Raw genomic sequence first — 23,943 nt, 5'->3', positions numbered from 1 at the left:
CCCTCCACGCCTGCACAGTGTCACGCATGAATGCGGTCCCGCGCCAGCGGAGGTGATCAGAGGCACCCGTCCGGGCCCCCGACCGGCGGGTACGGCTGAGAGCGCGAGGCCGTGCCGACAGCCCGTTCTCAGCTAATCACGCCTATGGTCAACTCCGTGGCCTCCCTCAACCGCCTCCGCGGCAGGTGGTCGCTCCCCGCGCTGGTCGTGTTGGTCGCCCTGGTGGGCGCCATCGTGGTCTTCACGCGCCAGGGGGACGACCCAGCCCCGGTGAGCACCCGCGACGCGGTGATCGACGTGCCGGAAAGTCCGGACAGCGACCGCACCGTGCAGATCGACACCACCCTGTACCTGCCCGAACGCACACCCGCGCCCGCCGTCCTGCTGCCGCACGGCTTCGGCGGCAGCAAGGCCAGTGTCGCCGGCCAGGCCACCGAACTGGCCCAGCGCGGGTTCGTCGTGCTGACCTACTCGGCGCGCGGCTTCGGCCGCAGCACCGGTCAGATCGCCCTGAACTCCGTCGACCACGAGGTCCGCGACGCCCAGAAGCTGCTCGACTGGCTGGCCACCCGCGAAGAGGTCGTGACCGACCGCGCCGGAGACCCGAAGGTGGGGGTGACCGGCGGCTCCTACGGTGGCGCGCTCGCGCTGTCGCTGGCCGGCGTCGACCCCCGGGTCGACACCATCGCGCCCGTCATCACCTACAACGACCTGGCCCAGGCGCTGCTGCCGAACTCGGCGCGCGCCGAGGACGTGTCGACCGCCACCCCGGCGGCGGGCGCGTTCGCCGACGACGGCGTGTTCAAGCGGTCGTGGGCGGGCATCTTCTTCTCCGCCGGCCTGTCCGGCGCGGACGCCGCGAACCCCGGCCAGGAGGCCGCCGAGCCCGGTCAGGACGACGACGCCCAGGGCGCCGACAACGCCGCCGCCGCGGTCACCACCCCCCAGCCGCAGGGTGACACCGCCCGACCGGCCGGGCCGCTGAACGGCGCGTGCGGCCGCTTCCAGGCCGACGTGTGCGCCGCGTACACCGAGGTCGCGACCACCGGCAAGGCCGGACCGCAGACCCTGGAGGTGCTGCGGCGCGCGTCGCCGTCGGCGGTGGCGAGCCGGATCACCCAGCCGACGATGCTGGTCCAGGGCGAGCAGGACACCCTGTTCGGCCTCGACCAGGCCGACGCCAACGCCCGCCAGATCGCCGCGAACGGCGCGAAGGTCAAGGTCGTCTGGTACTCGGGCGGCCACGACGGCGGCTCGCCCGGCCCGGAGCTGCGCGGCCAGATCGCCGACTGGATGTCGTTCCACCTGGAGGGCAAGGGCAGCGACCCCGGCACCGGCTTCGAGTACACCGTGGTCGGCGCGTTCCGCAGCAGCGGGACGCCGTCGTTGCGCAACGTCGTCGCCCCCGCCTACCCGGGCCTCGGCGGCTCCGCGGGCGTCGAGCGCCGGGACGTGCCGCTGACCGGCCGCGAGCAGGTCGTGGTCAACCCGGCGGGCGGCAACCCGGCGGCCGTGTCCAGCCTGCCCGGCCTCGGGTCGGTGGTGTCGCGGTCCAGCTCGCTGTCGTCGCGGCTGTCGATCGACCTGCCCGGCCAGGCGGCGGTGTTCCAGAGCGAGCCGCAGACCGCGCAGACGCTGCTGACCGGCGCGTCCACCGTGCGGCTGCGCGTGGCCGCCGTGCCCGGCCAGCCGGTGCCCGCCGAGGGCGCGGTGCTGTTCGTGAAGCTGTACGACGCCGACGCGAGCGGCGTGCGGACGCTGCCCGGCTCGGCGGTCGCGCCGGTGCGGGTGGCCGACCTGCCCGCCGACGGCACGCCGGTCGAGGTCACCGTGACCCTGCCCGGCGCGGTGCGCCCCGTCGAGGCCGACCACCGGTTCCAGCTGGTCGTGTCGACCACCGACATGGCGTACTCGAACGCCGCCGAGCCCGCCGCGTACCGGATCTCGCTGGCCTCGCCCGCGCTGTCGGTGCCGGTGGTGGCGGGCGTGAACGCGACCAGCGAGGTGCCGACCGGCGCGCTGTGGGGCATCGCGATCGTGCTGGTCATCTGCGTGATCGCGGGCGTGGTCGCTTGGTTCCGCCGCAGGCTGACCGCGGACGTCGACCCGGAGCTCGAGTCGGTGCCGCTGGTGATCGAGAACCTGAGCAAGTCCTACCCCGGCGGGTTCGTCGCGGTGAAGGACCTGTCGTTCCGGGTGGAGCACGGCCAGGTGCTGGGCCTGCTCGGGCCCAACGGCGCGGGCAAGACGACCACGCTGCGCATGCTGATGGGCCTGATCCGGCCCACCGAGGGCGGTATCAGGGTGTTCGGCCACCGGATCGTGCCGGGCGCGCCGGTGCTGTCGCGGATCGGGTCGTTCGTGGAGGGCTCCGGTTTCCTGCCGCACCTGTCCGGCGCGGAGAACCTGCGGCTGTACTGGGCGGCCACCGGCCGTCCGCTGGAGCAGGCGCACGTCGAGGAAGCCCTGGAGATCGCGGGCCTGGGCAACGCCGTGCGGCGGCGCGTGCGGACCTACAGCCAGGGCATGCGGCAGCGGCTGGCGATCGCGCAGGCCATGCTCGGCCTGCCGGACCTGCTGGTGCTCGACGAGCCGACCAACGGGCTCGACCCGCCCCAGATCCACCAGATGCGCGAGGTGCTGCGCCGCTACGCGGCGGCCGGGCGCACCGTGCTGGTGTCGTCCCACCTGCTCGCCGAGGTCGAGCAGACGTGCACGCACGTGGTCGTGATGCACAAGGGTTCGCTGGTCGCGGCCGGTCCGGTCGACGAGATCGCGACGGGCGGCGGCGAGGCGAGCTTCAAGGTCGACCGGCCCGACGAGGCGGCCACCGTGCTGCGGAGCCTGTCGGGCGTGCACGACGTGCACGTCGACGGCGAGCAGGTCCACGCGAGCCTCAACGGCACTCCCCGCGCGACGGCGTTGCAGGCGCTGGTGGCCGCGGGCGTGGCGGTGGACCAAGCCGGTCCGCGCCGCCGGTTGGAAGACGCGTTCCTGGAGTTGGTGGGCGAATGAGCGAGAACGGTGTGCACACCGATCCGGCCGCGATCTCCGATCTGACGGACGCCGCGGAGGCCGAGCACTCGTCGGTCGCGCCGGACGGGTCGAAGGTCGGGTACCGGGCCGGTCGGACGTTGCCCGTGCGGGTCGAGCTGGTGCGGCAGCTGCGCCGCAGGCGGACGCAGCTGGTGCTGGGTTTCCTGGTGCTGCTGCCGTTCATCCTGGTGGTGGCGTTCGAGCTGGGTCAGTCGTCGCCGAACCGGCGGGCGGGCGGCTTCGTCGACCTGGCCACGGCCAGCGGCGTGAACTTCGTGATCCTGACGCTGTTCGTCAGCGGCAGCTTCCTGCTGCCGATGATCGTGGCGCTGTTCTTCGGCGACACGATCGCGAGCGAGGCGTCGTGGTCGTCGTTGAAGTACCTGCTGGCCGCGCCGATCCCCCGGCACCGGCTGCTGCGGCGCAAGGCCATGGCGTCCGGGCTGATGTCGGTGTTCGCGCTGGCGCTGCTGCCCGCGGTGGCCCTGGTCGTCGGCGTGATCTGGTACGGGGCCGGCGAGGCCGTGTCGCCCACCGGTGAGGCCGCCTCGTTCGGCGCCGGCGTGTACGGGGTGGCGCTGGCCGTGGTCTACATCTCGATCCACCTGTTCTGGGTGGCCGGGCTGGCGCTGTACCTGTCGGTGTCCACGGACGCGCCGCTCGGCGCGGTGGGCGGCGCGGTGCTGGCGTCGATCGTGTCGCAGATCCTCGACCAGATCACCGCGCTGGAAGGGCTGCGGGACTACCTGCCGACGCACTACGCGTTGGCGTGGGCGGACCTGCTGTCGTCGGACGTCGACTGGGCGCAGATGGCGAAGGGCACGTTCTCCGCCCTGGCGTACGGGGCGTTCTTCACCCTGCTGGCGGCGCGGAAGTTCGCGCGCAAGGACATCACCAGCTGAGGTCGGGGTCGTGGTCGACGGCGCACCGGGGACTTCCCCGGTGCGCCGTCGCTCGTCACGGCAGGGAAGCCAGGCGGCAGGCCTCGTCGACGACCGCCCGCGGTGTCACGTTCGCCCACACCAGGATCGACTCGCACGTCTCCACGTTGCCGTCCTCGCCGAACCCGCACGCGCTGTCGACGATCACCCCGCCGTGACCTTGCAGGAGCAGGTAGAAGTGGCAGTCCGCGGCGTCGGCGGACGCCGCCGGCGCGCCGGTGACCGCGGCGGCCGCGCCGAGGACGAGGACGAGGGCCGCGCACCGGAGGATCCGACGAAGTCGCATGGTCCCAGTCTCGCGGTGCTGGAGGTCCACCGCACGGGACCGCTCGGAGTCCTCGACCCCGCTGTCCGGCGGACCCGCGTCTAGGAGAGCGCCGGTCGCTTCGACTTGGGCAGTTTTGGCCACGATGGCGTCGTAGGACTGGTCGAGCAGGTCCCGCAGCTCGTCCTCGGGCACCGCCCCGTCGATCCGGACGCGGTTCCACCCGTGGCGCCCGATGTAGGCGCTGGTCGTGATGTCGTCGGGGTAGCGCTCCCGCCACTGCCCCGCTTCCTCCGCCGTGGCGCCCGACTTCACGCCGACCGTGCCGCCGTCGAGCCCGATGAACGCGAAGATCTTGCCGCCGACCTTGCAGCACAGCTCGCCGTCGCCGAACGGGTAGGTCTCCTCGGCTCCGGGCTTGGCCAGGCAGTGCTCGATCACGTCGTCCAACGTCATGACGTCACGTTAACCCGGCATTTAAGGTGATCACGTGACTGTCTACACGGACGAGGAGAGCCGGACCCTGCGCACGGCCGTCTTCGGCGCGATGGTGCTGGTGTCCACGGCCGAGCCCGGCGCGCTGGACGAGGAGAGCCACGCGGGCATCCGGGCGATGTCCACCTTCCCGCCGCTGCTGCGCCAGGTGCTGGGCGCGGCGCCGCCGGAGCTGCCCGACGGCTCCACGGCCGACGTGGAAGCCGGCGTGCTGGCGGCGTTGCGGCGCTCGGTCGGGATCGTGGCGGCGCGGACACCGGAAGCGGCAAGAACCTTCCCGGCCGCGGTGCTCGCGGTGTGCGAGGAGGTCGCTTCCGCGGACGGCCGGGTGGGAGCGGCCGAGAGCGCCGTGGTCGGCAAGGTCCGGGCCGCGCTGGCAGGTTGACGGTCTGTCCACCCAGGGCCGGGTGTGCCCCTGGGCGGATGGGCGGGCGGGAACGGCCAGGAACGCGGTTGGCCAAGACACCCGGTAAGCAGGGAGAACGGTCGAGGACGCGGCGGGCGGAAGAGCCGGGCCGCGATCGGTCGGCGACCCCAAGGCCGCACCCACGGGCCTGCGGAGCGAACACCGGGCTCGGGCGTGCCCCAGCGGACAGGTACAGGCGGCCGACCGCCGGGGCCGAAAGAATCCCGCAAGCAGGCAGAACGGTTGAGAACGCGGCGGGCGGAAGGGCCGGGCCGCGCTAACCGGTCGGTGAAGCCCAAGGCCGTGCGCGCAGGGGCGCAGGACGGATACCGGGGTCCGGGTGTGACCTGGAGGCAGGGGCCGGCGGGCAGGGAGCGGACGTTCGGGTGGTGGGCGGGAAGGTCCGGGGCGGCCGGGGTGGGGCGGTGTGCTCGGGATGACGGGGACCGCCGGGGTGGGTGGCCCCGGCGGTCGGTTGGTCACTTGACGCCGGCGGCGTCCATGCCGCGCAGTTCCTTCTTCAGGTCCTGGATCTCGTCACGCAGGCGGGCGGCCAGTTCGAACTGCAGCTCGCGGGCCGCGTTCATCATCTGGTCGGTCAGCTGCTGGACCAGGTCGGCCAGTTCCGAGCGGGCCATGGTGCCGGTGTCGCGGTCGGTCAGGACGCCGGAGCCGGCGCGGCCGTTGGCGCCCGGGTCGCCGGTCGGCTTCTTGCCGCGCGACGTGTTGCGGCCGGAGCCGCCGGGAGCGATGGCGTCCTCCGCCTCGGCGTACACCTGCTCCAGGATGTCGGTGATCTTCTTCCGCAGCGGCTGCGGGTCGAGGCCGCGTTCCTCGTTGTAGGCGACCTGCTTGGCCCGCCTGCGGTTGGTCTCCTCGATCGCGTGCCGCATCGAGTCGGTGATCCGGTCCGCGTACATGTGGACCTCGCCGGACACGTTGCGGGCCGCGCGGCCGATGGTCTGGATCAGGCTGGTGCCCGAGCGGAGGAAGCCTTCCTTGTCCGCGTCGAGGATCGCGACCAGCGACACCTCGGGCAGGTCGAGGCCCTCGCGCAGCAGGTTGATGCCGATCAGCACGTCGTACTCGCCCAGGCGCAGCTGCCGCAGCAGCTCGACCCGGCGCAGCGTGTCGACCTCCGAGTGCAGGTACCGCACGCGGATGCCCAGCTCCAGCAGGTAGTCGGTCAGGTCCTCGGCCATCTTCTTGGTCAGCGTGGTGACCAGGACCCGCTCGTCGCGCTCGGCCCGCACCCGGATCTCGTGCACCAGGTCGTCGATCTGGCCCTCGGTCGGCTTGACCACGACCTCCGGGTCGACCAGGCCGGTCGGGCGGATGACCTGCTCGACGAACTCGCCGCCGGTCTGGCCCATCTCGTACGGGCCGGGCGTGGCCGACAGGTACACCGTCTGACCGATCCGGTCGGCGAACTCCTCCCAGGTCAACGGGCGGTTGTCCATCGCGCTCGGCAGGCGGAAACCGTGCTCGACCAGGTTGCGCTTGCGCGAGGCGTCGCCCTCGTACATGCCGCCGATCTGCGGCACGGTCACGTGCGACTCGTCGATGACCAGCAGGAAGTCGTCCGGGAAGTAGTCGATGAGGGTCGCGGGCGCGGTGCCGGGGCCGCGGTCGTCGATGTGGCGCGAGTAGTTCTCGATGCCGTTGCAGAAGCCGACCTGGCGCATCATCTCGATGTCGTAGGCGGTGCGCATGCGCAGCCGCTGCGCCTCCAGCAGCTTGCCCTGCCGCTCCAGCGTGGCCAGCCGCTCGGCCAGCTCCAGCTCGATGTTGCGGATCGCCTTCTCCATGCGCTCCGGGCCCGCCACGTAGTGGGTGGCCGGGAAGATGCGCAGCTCCTCGACCTCCTTGACCACGTCGCCGGTCAGGGGGTGCAGGTAGTACAGCTTGTCGATCTCGTCGCCGAAGAACTCGACCCGCAGCGCCAGCTCCTCGTACGCCGGGATGATCTCCACCGTGTCGCCGCGCACGCGGAACGTGCCGCGGTTGAACGCGATGTCGTTGCGCGTGTACTGGATGTCGACCAGGGCGCGCAGCAGCAGGTCGCGCTCGACCTCGGCGCCGACCTCCAGCTTGATCGACCGGTCCAGGTACGACTGGGGCGTGCCGAGGCCGTAGATGCACGACACGGACGCGACCACGATCACGTCCCGCCGGGTGAGCAGGCTCATCGTGGCCGAGTGGCGCAGCCGCTCGACGTCCTCGTTGACCGACGAGTCCTTCTCGATGTAGGTGTCGGTCTGCGGGATGTACGCCTCGGGCTGGTAGTAGTCGTAGTAGCTGACGAAGTACTCCACCGCGTTGTCCGGGAAGTACCCCTTCAGCTCGTTCGCCAGCTGCGCGGCCAGCGTCTTGTTCGGCGCCATCACCAGCGTGGGCCGCTGCACCTTCTCCACCAGCCACGCCGTGGTGGCCGACTTGCCCGTGCCGGTCGCGCCGAGCAGGACGACGTCCTTCTCACCGGCCCGCACCCGCCGCTCGAGGTCCGCGATCGCCGCGGGCTGGTCGCCCGCGGGCTGGTAGTCGCTGACCACGCGGAACTGCCCGTCGGTGCGGGGGATGTCCCCGACGGGGCGGTGCGACGAGTGCGCCTTGACCGGGATCTCGGTTGGGAAAGCCACGGGTACGACGGTACGCCGGGGGTACGACAATTTCCGATCCGGCCCAGGTCAGCGGCCCTTGATCAGCAGTTGCAGTCGCACCCGCCGCAGTCGCAGCCCGGACCGCAGTCGCAGTTGCACCAGCCCTCGCGGGGCTTGCCGCTGAACGGCCCGGGGTACGGGTCGCGGCAGCAGTACTGGCACGTGCCGCACTGGTACAGCACGGCGAGGCACCCCAGGAGCACCCCGCGGGTCACCGGCGGCGTCTTCAGCTTGGGCCAGCACCACAGCCCGCTGCCGGGGCGCGGGGGCTCGCCGCCGCGCTTGCCCTTCTTGCCGCCGCGCGGCGGCTCCGGCGGACCGCCGCGGCCGGGGGCCGAGGGCGGCGGCACGTGGCCCGGCGGTGGCGCGCTGCCGTGGTGCGGGCCGGGCTGCCCCTGGGGACGACCGGCCTGCGCGGGCGGCGGGTACATGCCCGGCGCGGGCTGCCGGCCGGGCGGCGGTGACGGGGTGTGCCCGTGCGAGTGGGGGTCGCCGAACGCCCGCCGGATCGACTCCCGCACCTCGTGCACCAGCAGCGCGTGCACCAGCCGGTCGTCGGCGAACTCGACCTCCTTCATCGCGAGCTCGATGCCCAGCGCCGCGTCGTCGCACAGCCGCCGCGCCTCCTCCGGGGTGGTGCCGGTGGCGACCAGCGGGTTCCAGGCGCCGGACGCCCGGTCCTCCCCCAGGTCCTCCACCGCGTCCAGCAGGTGCGCCAACCTGCCGAACAGCCGCCCGACCTCCCGCAACGCCGCCGCGTTGCCCGGCCGCCCGGCCAGCACCGCGGTCTGCGCCACGGCCTCGCCCGCCGCCGTCTCGGTCGGCTCCGTCACGGTCAGCACCGACGACCCCGGCGCCGCCGAGGCCTCCACCGAGGACTGCCGCCGCACGGCGTCCACCAGGACCGCCGTGTCGAACCCCAGGTCCAGGCCCGTCTCCGAGGCCTGCGCCGCCCACCGCCGCGCCACCTGCCTGCCGACGCCGCGCATCGGGGCCCGCGCGAACACGCCGTCGCGGTCGTCCACGTGGTCGCCGACCTTCGCCGAGGCCAGCACCAGGGACACCGAGGCGGCCAGGCGCGCGCCGGTGCCCACGGCGACGTCAGCCGACTGCATGCCCCTCAGGGCGCACGGCCCGGCGGAGCGCCGCGACCGCCCGGCCTGCGCCTCCACCAGGGCGGAGATGACCAGGCCGTCGTAGTTGGTGACCACGCGGGCGAGGTGGCCGTGGTCGTCGCGCAGCGCCAGGCACAGCCCGCACAGGTGCGCCAGCCACGACTCGCGCAGCTCGGGGCCCAGGCGGTTGCGACAGGGGCGGATGATGCCGAACATGGCGGGAAGAGTAAGGGATCATCATACTTTTGGGTGACAGAAAGGAGCGTTCCGCCGGTATCGGTGCTTAAGGTCGGCGCCGTGACGTCCAGTGCCGCCGGGACCCGCATGCACATCCACCCGCCGAAGATCGAGTACTTCGACCTCGACGCCAAGAGCAACACCGACCCCAAGGGCCACCTGCGCGGCGTCGAGGAGTACCGGCTGACCGGGCACGGCCTCTACATGTCCCGCCCGGTGCCCGGCCACCCCCACCTGTCGCACTTCGAGTCGTGGCTGCTGCCCGCGCACGGCCTGCGCGTGACCCGGCAGTCCTGGCACCCCGGCCACGAGCGCGACTACGACCTCTACGTGGACGTGGTCGAGATCAGCTCCAGCGGCTCGGTGTGGAAGACCGTCGACCTGTACCTCGACCTGGTCGTGCGCACGGGCCGCAGCGTGACCGTGCTGGACACCGACGAGCTGCTCACGGCGCTGGACCACGGGCTCATCCAGGCCGACCGGGCGCAGTGGGCGCTGGAGACGACCTACCGCGCGGTGGCCGGCATCGCCGCGCACGACCACGACGCGGTGCGGTGGCTGGCGGCTCAGGGAACGATCACCACCTGGCGTCGGCGGTAATACAGACCGTCACACTCGCTGGTCAACCGCCATCCGTGTCCGTCACCCGATAGAGACCGCTTCCACCACAGACCGTGATATAACGAATCAAACCCGATAGTTACCAAGGACACATCTGCGTCTACGTTGGGTCGCGTGGGAGCGGTCATCACACCTCAGCTCGTCGACGTGGTCGACACCGTCAGCGCAGTTCGCAGCTACTCCAGCGGCATGTCGCGGCACCTGTCCACGTGTCGGGTGGAGCCGTGGGGCCTGCGGCTGGAGTGCCCGACACCGGAGGACCCGTTCTCCGATTCGGAGGTCACCTGGTTGATGCCCGCGCTCGGGCTGCGGCTGACGCACCACCGGCCCCGGTCCCGACACGCGCGCAGCGGCCCGAGCGTGCTCAGCGCGGTCCGCGTGCAGCGCGACGGCCGGGCGTGGCGCACCACCGACCTGCTCCTCGGCCTGGCCGTGCCCGGCGGCACGACCGCGCGGATCGTGCACTGCGAGGAGTTCGCCGCCGCCGTCGCCGGCCGCGTCCTCGGCCCCCTCGACGCCGACCAGGCGCTGCGCACGGTGCACCGCACCCTGGAGGAAGTCAGCCTCCACCGGCACGACCTCGGCTCGTGGCTGACCCACCGGGGCATCTACGACGTCTGGCCGTCCCTGTAGAACGCGTCCACCCGTGCGGTCGCGGCGGCCATCCACGGCTCCTTCGACTCGCCGTAGGCGAAACCGTCCGCGTCACCCCGGTGCTTCTCCGCCAGCTCCAGCTTCAACGCCGCGTACTCGTCCCGCGCCGCCGCGTCGGCCCGCAGCCAGTCGCGGAACCGCAGCGCCCAGTTCCACGCCGGGCCGCCCTCCACCCGCACGTGCAGGTTGACCCGCCGTCCCGGGTCCGCGCCCGCGTGCAGCCGCTTGTGCCAGTCCTCCGGCGCGTCGCCCTCGTACTTCACGCTGTCCTCGCCCACGCCGAGGCTCGGGAAACCCGCCTGCGCCAGCGCCTCCTCCAGCTCCGCGGCCTCCGCCAACGACGTCACGCCGAGCTGGAAGTCCAGCACGTCCTTCGCCGCGAGACCGGGCACGGACGTGGAGCCGATGTGCTCGACCACGCGGCCACCGGCGGCGAGCCGGATGCGCGCCGCGATCCGCGCCGCCTGCACCGGCCAGGTCTCGTCGTAGGGCACCACGATCGGCGCGCCCGAGGCGTAGCGGCGCAGCCGGATGTTCGACTCGTACCGCACCAGCCGGTCCGCCCACAGCGCGTCGACCCGCGCCAGCACCAGGTCGGGCGTGCCGGAGTTGTCCAGCCACACGTCCGCCACGGCCCGGCGGCGCTCGTCGTCGGCCTGCGCGGCGATGCGCCGCCGCGCGTCCTCCTCGGCCATGCCCCGGTCGCGCAGCCGGACGAGCCGCTGGTCCAGGTCCGCGTGCACGATCACCACCAGGTGGTAGAGCGGCGCCATGTCCTTCTCCACCAGCAGCGGGACGTCGTGCACGACGATCGCGTCCGCGGGCGCGGCGGCGATCAGCTCGCCCGTGCGGGCGGCGATCCTCGGGTGCGTGATGCCGTTGAGCGTGGCCAGGGCCTGCTCGTCGCCGAACACCTTCGCCGCGAGGGCGGGCCGGTCCAGCGCGCCGTCCGCGCCGAGCACGTCCGCGCCGAACGCCTCGACGACCTCGCGCAGCCCGTCGGTGCCGGGTTCGAGGACCTCGCGGGCCAGCCGGTCGGCGTCGATCACCACCGCGCCGTGCTCGGCGAGCCTGCCCGCCACCGTCGACTTGCCCGACCCGATGCCCCCGGAGAGCCCCACGCGCAACATGCCGTCCAGCCTGCCACGTGAAGGATCTTCAGGCCCCTTCGACGGGGGTCATCGACTGCTGCGCCAGGGCGGCGAGGACGCCCGCGACCGCGTCGTCGGGCAGCACGCCGAGCTTCACCCGGGCCACGTACGTGGTCTTGCCCAGCGAACCCAGGACCAACCGCTCGTCCTTGCTGCTGATGAACTGGCCCTTCTTCTTGCCCACGTCGACCTCGCGGACGGTCGCGCCGTCCTCGCGCTCGGCGGCCACGCTCTCGGCGACCCGGGTGCCGGCCGCCGCCTCGTCGGCGTACGTCGCCAGGCCGATGATCACGGGCGCGGCGGCGATCGGCTGCTTCTCCGGCACGCCGTAGTAGCAGTCGATCTTCCCGGTGCGGGCGAGCGACGGCTCCGGGATGCCGATGATCGTCTTCAGCTCGCCGGGCAGCTCGCGGCCGAGCTTCTGGTTGAACAGCTCGACCGGGATGACCAGCTCGCAGTCGTCCGGCAGGGGCCGGTCGGTCATCTGCGGGATCCGGCTGAACGACGTGGGCGGCACGATCGTCGGGATCTGCGGCTGCGCCACGGGTTGCGTCTGCACGGCGGCGCAGCCCGCGCTCGCGAGCACCACCATCGCCGCCAACACCGCCGTCCGCATGCCCATAGCATTCTCAATTTAGCGCAAGTCAACGCCGACCCACCCCCGAAAGAGTGAACGACGATCGCCCCCCGCCCGAAGTGGGCGAGGGGCGATCGTCGTCGTTCAGTCAGCCGGCGTCGATCCGCCGACCGGTGCTGCTCAGGCGCCGCCCGACAGCTTCTCGCGGAGCGCGGCCAGCTGCTCGTCGCTGGCCAGGGTGCCACCGGCCTGGGCCGGGGCGCCCGTGCTGGACGAGGTCGCGGCGGCCGGAGCCTCGCCACCGGAGGAGTAGTTCGTCTCCCCGGCGGCCTCTTCCTCGGCCGCGGCGGCCTTGGCCACCTGCTTCATGTGGGCCTCGTAGCGCGTGTGGGCCTCGGCGTACTGCCGCTCCCACTCCTCGCGCTGCTTGTCGAAGCCTTCCTGCCACTCCTGGGTCTCCGGGTCGAAGCCCTCGGGGTAGATGTAGTTCCCCTGGTCGTCGTACTCGGCGGCCATGCCGTACTGGGTCGGGTCGAACTCGGAGTCGACCGTGAAGCCCTCGTTGGCCTGCTTGAGCGACAGCGAGATGCGGCGGCGGTCCAGGTCGATGTCGATGACCTTGACCATGACGTCGTCGCCGACCTGCACGACCTGCTCCGGGATCTCGACGTGGCGCTCGGCCAGCTCCGAGATGTGGACCAGGCCCTCGATGCCCTCGTCCACCCGGACGAACGCGCCGAACGGGACGAGCTTGGTGACCTTGCCCGGCACGATCTGGCCGATCGCGTGGGTGCGGGCGAACTGGCGCCACGGGTCTTCCTGCGTCGCCTTGAGCGACAGCGACACGCGCTCGCGCTCCATGTCGACGTCCAGGACCTCGACCGTGACCTCCTGGCCGACCTCGACGACCTCGGACGGGTGGTCGATGTGCTTCCAGGACAGCTCCGAGACGTGCACGAGGCCGTCCACGCCACCCAGGTCCACGAAGGCACCGAAGTTGACGATGGAGGACACGACGCCCTTGCGGACCTGGCCCTTCTGCAGCTGGTTGAGGAACTCGCTGCGGACCTCGGACTGGGTCTGCTCCAGCCAGGCGCGGCGGGACAGGACCACGTTGTTGCGGTTCTTGTCCAGCTCGATGATCTTCGCTTCGAGCTCGCGGCCGACGTAGGGCTGCAGGTCGCGGACGCGACGCATCTCCACGAGGGAGGCGGGGAGGAAGCCACGCAGGCCGATGTCCAGGATGAGGCCGCCCTTGACGACCTCGATGACCGTGCCCTTGACGGGCTCGTCCTTCTCCTTGAGGGCCTCGATGGTGCCCCAGGCGCGCTCGTACTGAGCGCGCTTCTTGGAGAGGATCAGCCGACCTTCCTTGTCCTCCTTCTGGAGAACAAGAGCCTCGACCTCGTCACCGACCTTGACGACCTCGTTGGGGTCGACGTCGTGCTTGATCGACAACTCGCGCGAGGGGATGACACCCTCGGTCTTGTAGCCGATGTCGAGCAGGACCTCGTCCCGGTCGACCTTGACGATCGTGCCCTCGACGATATCGCCGTCGTTGAAGTACTTGATCGTCTTGTCGATAGCGGCGAGGAAGTCCTCCTCCGTCCCGATATCGTTGATGGCGACCTGCTTCGGCGCAGCGGCAACCGGGACAGTGGTGGTGTCGGTGGACATTAGGTAGGTGGCTCCGGTACGGATTGGGGTTTGTGGCCTGCGGGTTTCAACGCTACGCGGAGGGCACGCCCCACCACGAAGACCGACTTGCAGTGATCACCGATCGAGGACAGCGCGAACCCACTACGCGGGCGATATCGTACGTGGCCGGGAGCCCGACGGGCAAACCGGCACACTTGAATGGAGCAGTGTGTCCGACCAGCACGCGAGCGCCGAACTGGCGCTCGGCACCACCGGCATCGCCAAGCGGGGCGTGGACGCGGCCGAGTCGCGCGCGGCCAACCGCATGTGGTGGGACGCCGACGCCGACGACTACCACGCCGAGCACGGCGACTTCCTGGGCGCGGCGGACTTCGTGTGGTGCCCCGAGGGCGTCCGCGAGGAAGAGGCCGGTTACCTCGGTGACCTGCGCGGACGCCGGGTGCTGGAGGTCGGCTGCGGCTCCGCGCCGTGCGCCAGGTGGCTGACCGCGCGGGGCGCGCGCGCCGTGGCGTTCGACCTCTCCGCCGGGATGCTGCGGCACGCGGTGGCGGCCAACGCGGCGACCGGCGTGGCCGTGCCGCTGGTGCAGGCCAGCGCCGACCAGCTGCCGTTCGCCTCGGGCAGCTTCGACGCGGCCTGCTCGGCGTTCGGCGCGGTGCCGTTCGTGGCGGACGTGGGCGAGGTCTTCGGCGAGGTCGCGCGGGTGCTGCGGCCGGGCGCGCCGTGGGTGTTCTCCGTGACTCACCCGATCCGGTGGATTTTCCCGGACGACCCGGGACCGGGTGGGCTGACCGTGACCCAGTCCTACTTCGACCGGACGCCGTACGTGGAGGTCGACGACTCGGGCCGGGCGACGTACGTGGAGCACCACCGGACCACCGGGGACTACGTGCGGGCGCTGGTCGGCGCGGGCCTGGAGCTGGTGGACGTGGTGGAGCCGGAGTGGCCCGCGGGGCACACCCGCACGTGGGGGCAGTGGAGCCCGCTGCGCGGCCGGCTGTTCCCGGGCACCGCGATCTTCCGCACCCGAAAGCCGTAACCTGCCTGGCATGACCGTCGGTCAAGGGCTGATGGAGGCGCAGAGCGCGCGCTTCGCGAGCGTCGACCCGCTGCTGCCGCCCGCGGTCGCGCCGCCGGACGGCGACGTCATCACCGCGGCGCTGCCGGACGGCACCCGCGTGGCGGGCGTGCTGCAGCGGCAGGTGCACGACCGGCGGTCGCCGGCCCGGCTCTGGTCGGCCACCGAGGTGTGGGAGCTCACGCCGCTGCTGGGCAACGCGGGCGCGGCGGGCATGGACGCGCTGCTGCGCGCCTGGCGCAAGCGGCTCGACCTGCTCGGACCGGCCGACCGCGACTCGGCGTGCGTGCTGACGTGGCCGAGCCGGGACGCCGAGGCGACCAGGGCGCTGCTGGACCACGGCCTGGTGCCGCTGACCGTGGTCGCGGTGCGGCAGGCCCCTCCCCCGCCGGTGACGGGCACGGCGACGATCCGCCGGGCCACGCGCGCCGACCTGGAGACGGTGCTGGCCCTGGCGCTGGCCGAGCTGCGCTACTCGTCCATGGTGGGCTCGACGGTGCACCGGCCGGACGCGGTGACGCTGAAGCGGCGGACGCTGGCCGAGCGGCTGACCTCGGGCGGGCCGGCGTGGCTGGCCGAGCGGGACGGCATCGCGGTGGCGCTGGCCGAGTGCGCGGTGGTGACGTCGGAGCCGGGCAACTGGACGGCGACGAGGTTGCCGCACGGCCGCTGGGGCTACGTGAACTGCGTGTCCGTGCTGCCGGCCGCCCGCGGCACGGGGGTGGGCCGCCAGCTGATGGCGCACGCGCACCGCGAGCTGCACCGGCTGGGCACGGTCGGCACCTACCTCTACTACAACCCGCCGAACCCGCTGTCCTCGGTGTTCTGGCCGCGGCAGGGCTATCGTCCACTGTGGACGATGTGGGAGGTCCGCCCCGCCGGGGCGCTGCGCTAGGCGTCACACCGCGCCGGGTTGCGAGGAATCCTCGACCGGACCACTATTTGAACTGACCGGTCAGTTCAAAAAGGAGGTCCGACGGTGCGCATCCACGCTCGGCGCGTCGGCGTCACCGGGCCGCACGGCCCGCTGCTCAAGCCCACGTCACTGCTGGTGGAGCCGGGTGAGCTGGTGCTGGTGGCCGGTGATCCGGGCGCCGGGCACACCGCGCTGGGCCTGGTGCTGTCCGGCCGGATGCGCCCGAGCACCGGCGAGGTCTCCCCCTCCGCCGACCGGCTCCGCGCCCACGTCGTGCTGGTGGACTCCCCGGACGTGAGCGAGCCCGAGGCGTCGCTGCCCCTGGCCGGCGTGGTCGGCGAGGAGCTGGCCGTGAACGGGGCGCGCAGCGGGCGCAGGGCGGTGGCCGACTGGCTGGTCGAGCGCGGCGCGGACGAGCACCTGGACCAGCGGTTCGAGCAGGTCCCGGCCGCCACCCGGTGCGCGCTGATGCTGGAGCTGGCCGCGGGCCGCCCCGGCGCGACGACCCTGGTGCTGGACAGCCCCGACCGCTACCACGGCGACCCGGACGGGTGGCTGGAGCTGGCGCGCCGGCAGGTGACGCCCGAGCGGTCCGTCGTCGTGCTGTGCACCACCACCAGCGCCACCGTGCTCGACGTGCCCGTCGCGCGCATCGGCGCGGACGGCACCGGCGCCGACGACCTCGACGAGGAGTCCCGGTGACCGCCCTGCGGATGGCGTTCAACGAGCTGCGCCGGATCACCTCCGGCAAGCTGCCCAAGCTCGCGGTGCTGGCGTTGACGCTGGTGCCGCTGCTCTACGCGGCGCTGTACCTCTACGCCAACAAAGACCCGTACGCGCACCTCGACCAGGTGCCCGCCGCGCTGGTCGTGGAGGACAAGGGCGCGACCGCGAGCGACGGCACGCGCCTGGACGCGGGCGAAGAGGTGGCCGACGAGCTGGTGGACGGCCACCGGTTCGACTGGCGGCGGGTCGACGCGGCGCAGGCCGAGCGGGGCGTGCGCGACGGGACCTACACGTTCGCGTTGACCCTGCCCGAGGACTTCTCGCAGGCGCTGCTGTCGTCCGGCGACTTCACCCCGCGCCAAGGCGTGATCCTGCTGACCACCAACGACGCGAACAACTACCTCGGGTCCACCATCGCCAACCAGGTCGTGGCCGAGGTGCGCCGGTCGGTGTCGGTGAAGGTCGGCGCGGAAGCCGCGGACAAGCTGCTGCTCGGCTTCTCCACGATCCGGCAGAAGACCGCCGAGGCCGCCGACGGCGCGACCAGGCTCGCGGCCGGCCAGCAGGACGCCTACCGCGGCGCCCGGCAGCTCGCCGACGGGTCGGTCCCGCTGGCCGACGGCGCGGCGCAGGTGTCGGCGGGGCTGACGCGGTTGCGCGACTCGACTGCGGACCTGCCGGTGAAGTCCCAGCAGCTGGCGTCCGGGGCCAAGCAGGTCGCCGACGGCAACGAGACGGTCGCCGCCACCGCCGAGGACTACGCCGCCAAGGCGCAGGACCTGGTCGGCCGGTTGGACGCGGCCAACGGCGAGCTGGCGGCGAAGCTGCGCGCGCTGGGCCTGGCCGAGGCCGACGTGCAGCGGGTGCTGGGCGCGGTGGGCGAGGTGCGCAAGCCGGTGGACGACGCCAACGCCAAGGTGCAGGGCACCGCCGGGCAGCTGCGCACCTTGGCGAACGGCGCGAAGCAGGTCTCCGACGGCGCGGCCCAGCTCGCCGCGAGCACACCCGCGTTGACCGGCGCGATCACCCAGCTGAACGACGGCGCGGCGCAGGTGTCGTCCGGTGCGGGCCAGCTCCGGGACGGCGCGGCGCAGCTGCGCGACGGCGAGGCGCAGCTCGTGGACGGCGCGAACCAGTTGCGCGACGGCCTCGACCAGGGCGTCTCGCAGATCCCCAACCCCGACGACCCGACCCGCGAGTCGACCGCCCAGAACATCGGCGACCCGGTGAACGTGCGCGGGGTGAGCCAGACGTCGGCGGGCAGCTACGGCGCGGGCCTGGCGCCGTTCTTCCTCGGGTTGGCCACCTGGATCGGCGCGTTCGTGCTGTTCCTGCTGCTCAAGCCGTTGTCGAGGCGTGGGCTGGCGGCCGGGCAGCCGCCGTTGCGGGTCGCGGTGGGCGGCTGGCTGCCGGGGGCGTTGCTCGGCGCGGCCCAGGTCGTGGTGATGTACGCGGCGGTCACGCTGGTGGTGGGCATCCGGCCGTCGCACCCGTTGGGCGTGCTGGCGTTCCTGCTGCTGGTGTCGGCGACGTTCGTGGCCGTGCTGCACGCGTTGAACGCCCTGTTCGGCGCGGTCGGCAAGTTCATCGGCCTGGTCCTGCTGATCCTGCAGCTGGTCAGCGCGGGCGGCACGTTCCCGTGGCAGACCATCCCCGTGCCGCTGTACCCGCTGCACTACGGGCTGCCCATGGGGTACGCCGTGGACGGGCTGCGGCACCTCATGTACGGCGGGTCGCTGGGCGGGGTCGGCCGGGACGCGCTGATCCTGGTCGGCTACCTGGCCGCGGGCCTTGCCCTGGCGACGCTCGCCGCGTACAAGCAGCGGGTGTGGACTCCCAGCCGCCTCAAACCAGAACTGGTCCTGTGACCGGCCCGCGCCCCGGCCGCACCGCCGCGACCAAGCAGAAGCTGTTCGACGCCGCGCTGCGGCTCGTCGGCGAACGGGGCGCGGCCGGCGTCACGGTGGACGAGATCGCCGCCGAGGCGGGCGTGGCGAAGGGCACCGTCTACTACAACTTCGCCAGCAAGGACGCGCTGGTGGACGCGCTGCTGCGGCACGGGGTCGACCTGCTGGCCGGGCGGCTCAAGGTCGCCGAGGCGGAGGACGACACCGGCGCGGCGATGGAGTCGCTGGTGGACGGGATGCTCGGGTTCTTCGCCGAGTACCCCGCGTTCGGCCAGCTGCTGGTGTCGGAGCTGTGGCGCACGCCCGGCCAGTGGCACGACACGCTGAGCCTGCTGCGCGACGACATCGTGTCGATCGTGCGCGGTCAGATGCAGCGGCTGGCCGACGCGGGCCGGCTGCCCGACGGCGTGCAGGTGGGCACGGCGTCGGCGGCGCTGTTCGGCACCCTGCTGGTGACCGCGCTCGACTGGCAGGTCTTCCAGCCCGAACGCAGCCTCGCCGACGTGCGCGAGTCGGTGTTGTCCCTGGTGCGGGGCCTGCGGCCGGGTTAGTGGCGTGCGGTCCAGGTGTCGATCTCGCCCACCTGGTGCACGGAGGGGGCTTTGCCGTCCAGGGCGCGGTGGACGGCGGCGAGGACGCCGAGGGAGGCTTCTTCGTGGCTGAGCCAGCGGACGCCGCCGCCGTGGCGGGCGAAACCGAGCACGACCTGCTGCGTCGGGTGGCCCTCCAGGGTCGGGTCGGGCACGCCGCGCACGGCGTGGATGGCGCCGCTGTCGTGCACCTCGACCACCGGCGCGTGCGGGGCGAGCAGGGGCGCCACGGCCCGCAGCACGCCGTCCCGGTAGCTCTCGTGCACCCAGGCCACGAGCAGGTCGGCGGGCCGGTCGACCACGGCCCGGACCCGGTCGGTCAGCTCCCCCGGTCTGGCCCAGTCCGCCGCCACGGCGACCCGCGCGCTGCCCGCCTGGGGCACGTGGCCGCGTCCGCGCAGGGCCGCCTTCGCCGCGCCGCCCAGCACGCGCTCGGGCCGGCGGCTGGGCAGCACGACCTGCCACCCCTGCGCCAGCAGCTCGTCCGCGCACCCCTTCAACATCCCGGTGCCACCCAGGACCAACGCCGTCCGCTCGCTCATCGCACCGACTCCTCGCCGCGCTCCGCCGCCCGTCGCAACGGGCCGGACCGCCATTGGTCGACCTCACGCTGCCCACGCAGCCGCACCACCGCGAGCCGGTCGGCGTGCTCGCCGCGGAGCACCGCCCCGATCCGCTCGCCGGTGCGGGCATGCGACTTCCACGCCCACCGCAGCAGGTGCTCGGGATCGGTGAACACCGTGCGCAGGGGCGGTTCGACGTTGCCGTTCCACAGCTCTTCCCGGCGCAGCCGGCGCACCGCCGTCCGCACCGTCACCCGCCGCATCACCACGTGCCGGGGGTGGTCCAGCCAGACCAGCGTGTCCGCGTGCTCCAGCAGCACCGGCCGCACCAGGCGGTACTGCCACTCGGTCGCCCAGGCCTCGCCCTTGACGAACCGGCGCACGTCGGCCTCGAACTCCGGTCTCGGTGTCCACTGTGGACCGTGGAACAGCGAGTCCATCTCCACATAGGACAACCGGAGGGTGCGGGCGACGAGACTGGCCAGGGTCGATTTCCCGGAGCCGGACGTGCCGGCCACGAGCACCCGGCGCGGCGGGTGCGGCAACTCGTCGGCTGGTCCCAGGAGCGGCACCGGGCCAGGCTACCGCCAACCGACGTCGAGCAACTCCGCCACGCGCACGGCTTCCCCGGTCTCGAAGCTGCGGTTCGCCGCGAACCCGGTCGCCAGCGACAACGCCCCGTCGCGGTGGGTGGCGCGGCGGCCCAACGGGTCCGGCCGGCCGGGCGGGCCGTAGAGGACCTCGGTCATCCGGGCGTCCGCGCCGCCGTGCCCGGCGCCGCCGGACTCCAGCGGGACCTCCTCGGCTCGGCCGAACAGCGGTTGCACGGTCAGCCGCACGCGTCCCTCCTCCGGGTTGGCCTCCTTGCCGTGCACGGCGGGCTGCTGGCCGCTGACCCAGCTGTTCTCGACGACCTCCAGCTCCAGCCGGCCGCGGCTGCCGTTGACCATCAGCCGGTAGCCCTCCCACGGCGAGTAGGCGGTGAGGTGGTAGGTCAGGTTCGCGCCGCCGGCGTAGCGCACCAGCACGGACATGTCGTCCTCAATGGACACGCCGGGCGCGAACGGGTTGCGGTCGCGCTGGTAGCCGTCCTCGTGCTCGGCGTCGAGGTAGAGCCGGCGCAGCCACTCGTCCCGCCCCACGTGCAGCGCGAACGGGTCGTCCTGGGCCTCCGGCGAGCCGTGCACCCGGTCGTAGGGCCGGTGGTGGCCGTGGCGCTTGCCGTTCTCGTCGCCGTAGAAGAACAGCCGGCCGTGCGCGTACACGACCTCCGGCACCGAGTCGACCCACCAGTTGAGCAGGTCGAAGTGGTGGGTGGCCTTGTGCACCATCAGACCACCGGACTCGGCCTTGTCGCGGTGCCAGCGGCGGAAGTAGTCGGCGCCGTGGCGCACGTCGAGCAGCCACTCGAAGTGCACGGAGCCGATCTCGCCGACCGCGCCGCCGGACAGCAGCTCGCGGACCTTCTCGTGCACCGGGTTGTACCGGTAGTTGAACGTGACGGTGACCCGGCCGTCGGTCCGCTCGACCGCGTCGAAGACCTTGCCGACGCCCGCCGGGTCGACCGTCATCGGCTTCTCGGTGACGACGTCGCAGCCCGCGTCCAGCGCCTCCACGACGTAGGTGTCGTGGTGGCGGTCGACCGTGCAGACCACGACGACGTCGACCCGCTCGACCTCGACCATCCGCAGGAAGTCCTCGGCGGCGTAGGTCGGCACGGGCCGGTCGAGCCGCTCGTTGTGCACGGCCATGCGGGTGCGGTTGACGTCGCAGAACGCGACCAGCTCCCCCTGCTCCGGGTGCCCGACGATCGCGTCGACGTGCAGCTCGGCGCGGGCGCCGGTGCCCACGACCGCGTAGCGCCTGCGTGCCATGCGCGCCTCCTGGTAAGCGTTTTCCACCACGCTAACCCGCCCGGACCGCACGCCGTCAAGGGCGCGCCCTCACCCGGCGGTCAGCGACGCCAGGTGCTTGCGCAGCACCGCGAGCATGACCTCCGGCGTGGTGAGGTCGGGGTGGAGCACCCCGTCCAGCGCCAGGCCGTCGAGCAGCGCGGCCAGCCGTTCGGTCTCCACCTCCACGTCCGGCACGCCGCCGCCGACCAGGACCTTGCCGACGATCATGCGCATCCCCTCGTGCATCCGCCGCGCCTCCCGGCGCAGCGTCGGCCGGGTGCGCGCGGCGGTGGCGAAGGCCAGCCAGATCTCCGCCTCGTCGCGCCGGTCGGGGTCCAGGGGCAGCAGCTCGGCGAGCAGGTCCTCGACGGCCTGCCGCCGGCCTTCGCGCGCCCCGGCCGACCGGACCGCCTCGACGTGGACCATGATCCGGCGCTCGAGCCGGTCGGTGAGCTCCTTGAGCGCGAACCGGAGCAGGTCGTCGTGGTCGACGAAGTAGTGCCGGACCGAGCCGACGGCGAGGCCGGCCTCGTCGGCGACGTTGCGCAGCGACGCCTGCTCCAGGCCGTGCCGGCGGACCACGCGGAACACGGCCTCGGCCACCTCGCGGCGACGGGCTTCGGGATCGACGACCTTGGGCACGGTTCCTTTTTAGCACATCCGTGCTAGCTTATTTGGCACAGTCATGCCATAAACGAGGGGGAACGTCGTGCCGACTTGGGTGTTGATCGTCGTGGCGGTGGTCGCGGTCGTGGTGAAGAGGTTCCGCGGTGAGCCGGTGAACGCGCGCGACCTCGCCGTGCCGCCGCTGGTGCTGCTGGGCATCGGGGTGTACGGGCTGAGGGAGGTCGAGCTGACCGCCGCCGACTGGTGGTGGCTGGTCGCGGGCGCGGTGGTCGGCCTCGCGCTGGGGGTGGCGCGCGGCGCGACGATCCGGCTGTTCGCGCGCGACGGCGTGCCGTGGCAGCGGTACACGCCGTGGACGCTGCTGGTGTGGGCCGGCTCGGCGGCGGTGAGCCTGGGGCTGGGCCTCGCCGCGTCGGCGGCCGGCGCCCCGGCGGACGCGCGGCCGGTGACGCTGTCGATCGGGATCGGCCTGCTCGGCGAGGCGATCCCGATCGGCTTGCGCCTGCTGAAGGCCGCCTAGCAGGCCGGGAAGAGGCGGCGGGTGCCGCCGGGCGCGGTGCGGGCGGCGGGATCGCTGAAGCGGCAGCCGTAGTCCGGCGCGGCGACCGCGGCCGGGTCGTCCACCACGTCGCCGGCGGGCCGCCGGCCGGTGTCGGCCCAGGTCACCAGGTCGTCCCAGGCCGTGCCGACCTCGGTCGGGCTGAACTCGCAGTGGCCGACCGCGCGGATCGCCCGCTGCACGAGCAGGTGGCCGCGGCCGTTGCGCTCGACGTCGCGCTCGTAGAGCTGCTCCATCGAGAACGGCACGAACAGGTCGCCGAGGTCGTGCAGCGACAGCACCGGCGCGGTCGGGCGGCCGGCGATGCGCGGCACCTCGATCAGCTTCGGCGTGACGCGGGCCCTCACGTCCGTCGGCAGCACGCGCTGGACCTCGCGGTTGACGTCGACCGGCGCGTTCGGCTCGTACCGGGTGAGGACGTTGGTGGCGAGCCGGCCCGGGTTCGCCGCCAGGTCCTCGCCGGACGAGGTGGCCGCGAGGCGGAACAGGAAGTCCTTCCAGTACGCGACCGCGGGCGCCGCGCCGGGCCGCGGGCCGCCGCTGCGGTCGGCGACGACCGAGGCGAACTGCGCGCCGCGCTCGTTCGGCGTGCCGGTCAGCCCGAGCTCGGCCTCGACGCGCGGCAGGACCGCGGTCAGGTAGTCGGCTGGCGCGGGCCAGGCGTGGACGCCGCTGACGGCCTGCGCGACCAGGGTGAAGTCGAGGATGAAGTCGAACAGCTCCTGGTCTCCGAGCACGCCGCACAGCGGCAGCGCGGCCTCGTAGAAACCGGGGAACTGCTCCAGTGACCGGCCGATGACGTGCCCGCCCATGGAGACGCCCGCGATGAACGTCTCGCGGGGCTCGCCGACCAGCTCGCGGAAGTGCCCGGCCAGGGCGCGCGTGCTCAGGACGCCGGCCTTCACGTCGTAGCCGTTGGCGTAGTAGCTGGACGAGGCCCAGGCGAAGCCCTGGTCGAGCAGCTTCTGGCGCAGCCCGTACTGGGGCGGGTCGACGGTCAGCACGGTGCTCGCACCCCGGTAGCCGTGCGCCCACATGACCAGGCGGCCGTTCCAGCGCGGCGGCACCTCGACCGCGTAGGCCGCGTGCTCGTGCACGCCTTGCAGCACGCGTGACGGCTCGCCGCCGACCAGCGCGGGGGGCAGCGGCGGGTTGCTGATCGTGTAACCGGGCAGCGGCTGGTCACCGGGCGGCGTCGAGGCCGCGGCCGGTGGCGCCACCAGCACCAGGACGAGCGCCAACCCGGAGATCCGTCGCATGCGGGC

General features: G+C 72.8%; 22 protein-coding genes. 11 read left to right on the top strand and 11 right to left on the bottom strand.

Features of this window, described 5'->3' with window-relative positions; translation table 11 throughout:
* The first annotated feature begins 156 nt into the window (after positions 1 to 156).
* Positions 157 to 3,015, top strand: coding sequence for an alpha/beta fold hydrolase (locus tag EDD40_RS32305; protein ID WP_246037967.1), 2,859 nt, complete (start codon positions 157 to 159; stop codon positions 3,013 to 3,015).
* Entirely contained in the window at positions 3,012 to 3,938 is a 927-nt protein-coding gene (locus tag EDD40_RS32300) for an ABC transporter permease (protein WP_123746281.1), read from the top strand. The genes EDD40_RS32305 and EDD40_RS32300 overlap by 4 nt, the downstream gene beginning before the upstream one ends.
* 55 nt (positions 3,939 to 3,993) lie before the next feature.
* Here EDD40_RS32300 and EDD40_RS43835 read toward each other — a convergent pair whose 3' ends face one another.
* The gene (locus EDD40_RS43835) at positions 3,994 to 4,698 is read right to left on the bottom strand and encodes an MmcQ/YjbR family DNA-binding protein (protein ID WP_246037966.1); all 705 of its coding nucleotides are present in this window, start codon (positions 4,696 to 4,698) and stop codon (positions 3,994 to 3,996) included.
* Between the two features lie 34 nt (positions 4,699 to 4,732).
* Between EDD40_RS43835 and EDD40_RS32285 the strand changes: the two genes are divergently transcribed.
* Positions 4,733 to 5,122: a hypothetical protein gene (locus EDD40_RS32285; RefSeq protein WP_123746279.1), complete on the top strand. Its 390-nt coding sequence runs from the start codon at positions 4,733 to 4,735 to the stop codon at positions 5,120 to 5,122.
* A gap of 500 nt (positions 5,123 to 5,622) precedes the next feature.
* Here EDD40_RS32285 and uvrB read toward each other — a convergent pair whose 3' ends face one another.
* Together uvrB and EDD40_RS32275 are read right to left on the bottom strand one after the other, a co-directional pair.
* Complete coding sequence (gene uvrB / locus EDD40_RS32280; RefSeq protein ID WP_170185267.1) at positions 5,623 to 7,782, bottom strand: excinuclease ABC subunit UvrB; 2,160 nt, start codon at positions 7,780 to 7,782, stop codon at positions 5,623 to 5,625.
* Positions 7,783 to 7,844: 62 nt separating this feature from the next.
* Positions 7,845 to 9,134 (bottom strand): DUF5685 family protein, encoded by a 1,290-nt coding sequence (locus EDD40_RS32275; protein WP_123746277.1) that lies wholly within the window; start codon positions 9,132 to 9,134, stop codon positions 7,845 to 7,847.
* Positions 9,135 to 9,242: 108 nt separating this feature from the next.
* On the opposite strand from EDD40_RS32275, the gene EDD40_RS32270 reads away from it, so the two are divergent.
* Together EDD40_RS32270 and EDD40_RS32265 are read left to right on the top strand one after the other, a co-directional pair.
* Positions 9,243 to 9,755 carry a ribonuclease FAU-1 family protein gene (locus EDD40_RS32270; protein WP_123746276.1) on the top strand — a complete coding sequence of 171 codons (513 nt, stop codon included), beginning with the start codon at positions 9,243 to 9,245 and terminating at the stop codon, positions 9,753 to 9,755.
* A 135-nt stretch (positions 9,756 to 9,890) separates the two neighbouring features.
* A complete protein-coding gene (locus EDD40_RS32265) occupies positions 9,891 to 10,409 on the top strand; it encodes a ribonuclease FAU-1 family protein (protein WP_123746275.1) in 519 nt (172 codons plus the stop codon).
* Here EDD40_RS32265 and coaE read toward each other — a convergent pair.
* The 3 genes from coaE to rpsA form a co-directional block, all read right to left on the bottom strand.
* Positions 10,385 to 11,560 (bottom strand): dephospho-CoA kinase, encoded by a 1,176-nt coding sequence (gene coaE, locus EDD40_RS32260; protein ID WP_123746274.1) that lies wholly within the window; start codon positions 11,558 to 11,560, stop codon positions 10,385 to 10,387. The two genes, EDD40_RS32265 and coaE, sit on opposite strands and share 25 nt — an antisense overlap.
* Positions 11,561 to 11,588: 28 nt before the next feature.
* Positions 11,589 to 12,197: a hypothetical protein gene (locus EDD40_RS32255; protein ID WP_236594421.1), complete on the bottom strand. Its 609-nt coding sequence runs from the start codon at positions 12,195 to 12,197 to the stop codon at positions 11,589 to 11,591.
* A 141-nt stretch (positions 12,198 to 12,338) separates the two neighbouring features.
* Positions 12,339 to 13,835, bottom strand: coding sequence for a 30S ribosomal protein S1 (rpsA, locus tag EDD40_RS32250; protein ID WP_033442914.1), 1,497 nt, complete (start codon positions 13,833 to 13,835; stop codon positions 12,339 to 12,341).
* Between the two features lie 190 nt (positions 13,836 to 14,025).
* Here rpsA and EDD40_RS32245 point away from each other — a divergent pair, with 190 nt between their 5' ends.
* The 5 genes from EDD40_RS32245 to EDD40_RS32225 all read left to right on the top strand — a co-directional run bounded on the left by EDD40_RS32245 (position 14,026) and on the right by EDD40_RS32225 (position 18,995).
* Positions 14,026 to 14,856, top strand: coding sequence for a class I SAM-dependent methyltransferase (locus EDD40_RS32245; RefSeq protein WP_123746272.1), 831 nt, complete (start codon positions 14,026 to 14,028; stop codon positions 14,854 to 14,856).
* A gap of 10 nt (positions 14,857 to 14,866) precedes the next feature.
* Positions 14,867 to 15,790: a GNAT family N-acetyltransferase gene (locus EDD40_RS32240; protein WP_123746271.1), complete on the top strand. Its 924-nt coding sequence runs from the start codon at positions 14,867 to 14,869 to the stop codon at positions 15,788 to 15,790.
* Between the two features lie 84 nt (positions 15,791 to 15,874).
* A complete protein-coding gene (locus EDD40_RS32235; RefSeq protein ID WP_123746270.1) occupies positions 15,875 to 16,513 on the top strand; it encodes a P-loop NTPase family protein in 639 nt (212 codons plus the stop codon).
* Positions 16,510 to 18,405, top strand: a complete 1,896-nt coding sequence (locus EDD40_RS32230; RefSeq protein ID WP_123746269.1) for a YhgE/Pip domain-containing protein — start codon at positions 16,510 to 16,512, stop codon at positions 18,403 to 18,405. Before EDD40_RS32235 ends, EDD40_RS32230 begins: the two co-directional genes overlap by 4 nt.
* Entirely contained in the window at positions 18,402 to 18,995 is a 594-nt protein-coding gene (locus tag EDD40_RS32225) for a TetR/AcrR family transcriptional regulator (protein WP_123746268.1), read from the top strand. The genes EDD40_RS32230 and EDD40_RS32225 overlap by 4 nt, the downstream gene beginning before the upstream one ends.
* Here the strand turns inward: EDD40_RS32225 and EDD40_RS32220 are convergent.
* From EDD40_RS32220 to EDD40_RS32205, 4 genes are all read right to left on the bottom strand, one after another.
* Positions 18,992 to 19,576, bottom strand: a complete 585-nt coding sequence (locus EDD40_RS32220) for a Rossmann-fold NAD(P)-binding domain-containing protein (RefSeq protein ID WP_123746267.1) — start codon at positions 19,574 to 19,576, stop codon at positions 18,992 to 18,994. The two genes, EDD40_RS32225 and EDD40_RS32220, sit on opposite strands and share 4 nt — an antisense overlap.
* Positions 19,573 to 20,169, bottom strand: a complete 597-nt coding sequence (locus tag EDD40_RS32215; RefSeq protein ID WP_246037965.1) for a P-loop NTPase family protein — start codon at positions 20,167 to 20,169, stop codon at positions 19,573 to 19,575. The genes EDD40_RS32220 and EDD40_RS32215 overlap by 4 nt, the downstream gene beginning before the upstream one ends.
* A 9-nt stretch (positions 20,170 to 20,178) precedes the next feature.
* Complete coding sequence (locus tag EDD40_RS32210) at positions 20,179 to 21,471, bottom strand: Gfo/Idh/MocA family protein (RefSeq protein WP_123746266.1); 1,293 nt, start codon at positions 21,469 to 21,471, stop codon at positions 20,179 to 20,181.
* Between the two features lie 69 nt (positions 21,472 to 21,540).
* Positions 21,541 to 22,134, bottom strand: a complete 594-nt coding sequence (locus EDD40_RS32205) for a TetR/AcrR family transcriptional regulator (RefSeq protein ID WP_123746265.1) — start codon at positions 22,132 to 22,134, stop codon at positions 21,541 to 21,543.
* Positions 22,135 to 22,201: 67 nt separating this feature from the next.
* Here EDD40_RS32205 and EDD40_RS32200 point away from each other — a divergent pair, with 67 nt between their 5' ends.
* On the top strand, positions 22,202 to 22,639 hold the full coding sequence (locus EDD40_RS32200; RefSeq protein ID WP_123746264.1) for a DUF1453 family protein: 438 nt from the start codon (positions 22,202 to 22,204) through the stop codon (positions 22,637 to 22,639).
* On the opposite strand, the gene EDD40_RS32195 is transcribed toward EDD40_RS32200, so the two are convergent.
* Positions 22,636 to 23,937, bottom strand: coding sequence for a hypothetical protein (locus EDD40_RS32195; RefSeq protein WP_246037964.1), 1,302 nt, complete (start codon positions 23,935 to 23,937; stop codon positions 22,636 to 22,638). The genes EDD40_RS32200 and EDD40_RS32195 overlap by 4 nt on opposite strands.
* Between the last annotated feature and the right edge of the window lie 6 nt (positions 23,938 to 23,943).

Origin of the sequence: Saccharothrix texasensis, from assembly GCF_003752005.1 — a bacterium.
Taxonomy (GTDB): Bacteria; Actinomycetota; Actinomycetes; order Mycobacteriales; family Pseudonocardiaceae; genus Actinosynnema; species Actinosynnema texasense.
This window is presented reverse-complemented; position numbering and strand designations above follow the sequence as displayed.

Coding starts and splice junctions, on each gene's coding strand:
- EDD40_RS32300 (WP_123746281.1), top strand. CDS start 3,012: ATGAGCGAGAACGGTGTGCACACCGATCCGGCCGCGATCTCCGATCTG.
- EDD40_RS43835 (WP_246037966.1), bottom strand. CDS start 4,698: ATGACGTTGGACGACGTGATCGAGCACTGCCTGGCCAAGCCCGGAGCC.
- EDD40_RS32275 (WP_123746277.1), bottom strand. CDS start 9,134: ATGTTCGGCATCATCCGCCCCTGTCGCAACCGCCTGGGCCCCGAGCTG.
- EDD40_RS32270 (WP_123746276.1), top strand. CDS start 9,243: ATGCACATCCACCCGCCGAAGATCGAGTACTTCGACCTCGACGCCAAG.
- coaE (WP_123746274.1), bottom strand. CDS start 11,560: ATGTTGCGCGTGGGGCTCTCCGGGGGCATCGGGTCGGGCAAGTCGACG.
- EDD40_RS32255 (WP_236594421.1), bottom strand. CDS start 12,197: ATGCGGACGGCGGTGTTGGCGGCGATGGTGGTGCTCGCGAGCGCGGGC.
- rpsA (WP_033442914.1), bottom strand. CDS start 13,835: ATGTCCACCGACACCACCACTGTCCCGGTTGCCGCTGCGCCGAAGCAG.
- EDD40_RS32240 (WP_123746271.1), top strand. CDS start 14,867: ATGACCGTCGGTCAAGGGCTGATGGAGGCGCAGAGCGCGCGCTTCGCG.
- EDD40_RS32220 (WP_123746267.1), bottom strand. CDS start 19,576: ATGAGCGAGCGGACGGCGTTGGTCCTGGGTGGCACCGGGATGTTGAAG.
- EDD40_RS32210 (WP_123746266.1), bottom strand. CDS start 21,471: ATGGCACGCAGGCGCTACGCGGTCGTGGGCACCGGCGCCCGCGCCGAG.
- EDD40_RS32195 (WP_246037964.1), bottom strand. CDS start 23,937: ATGCGACGGATCTCCGGGTTGGCGCTCGTCCTGGTGCTGGTGGCGCCA.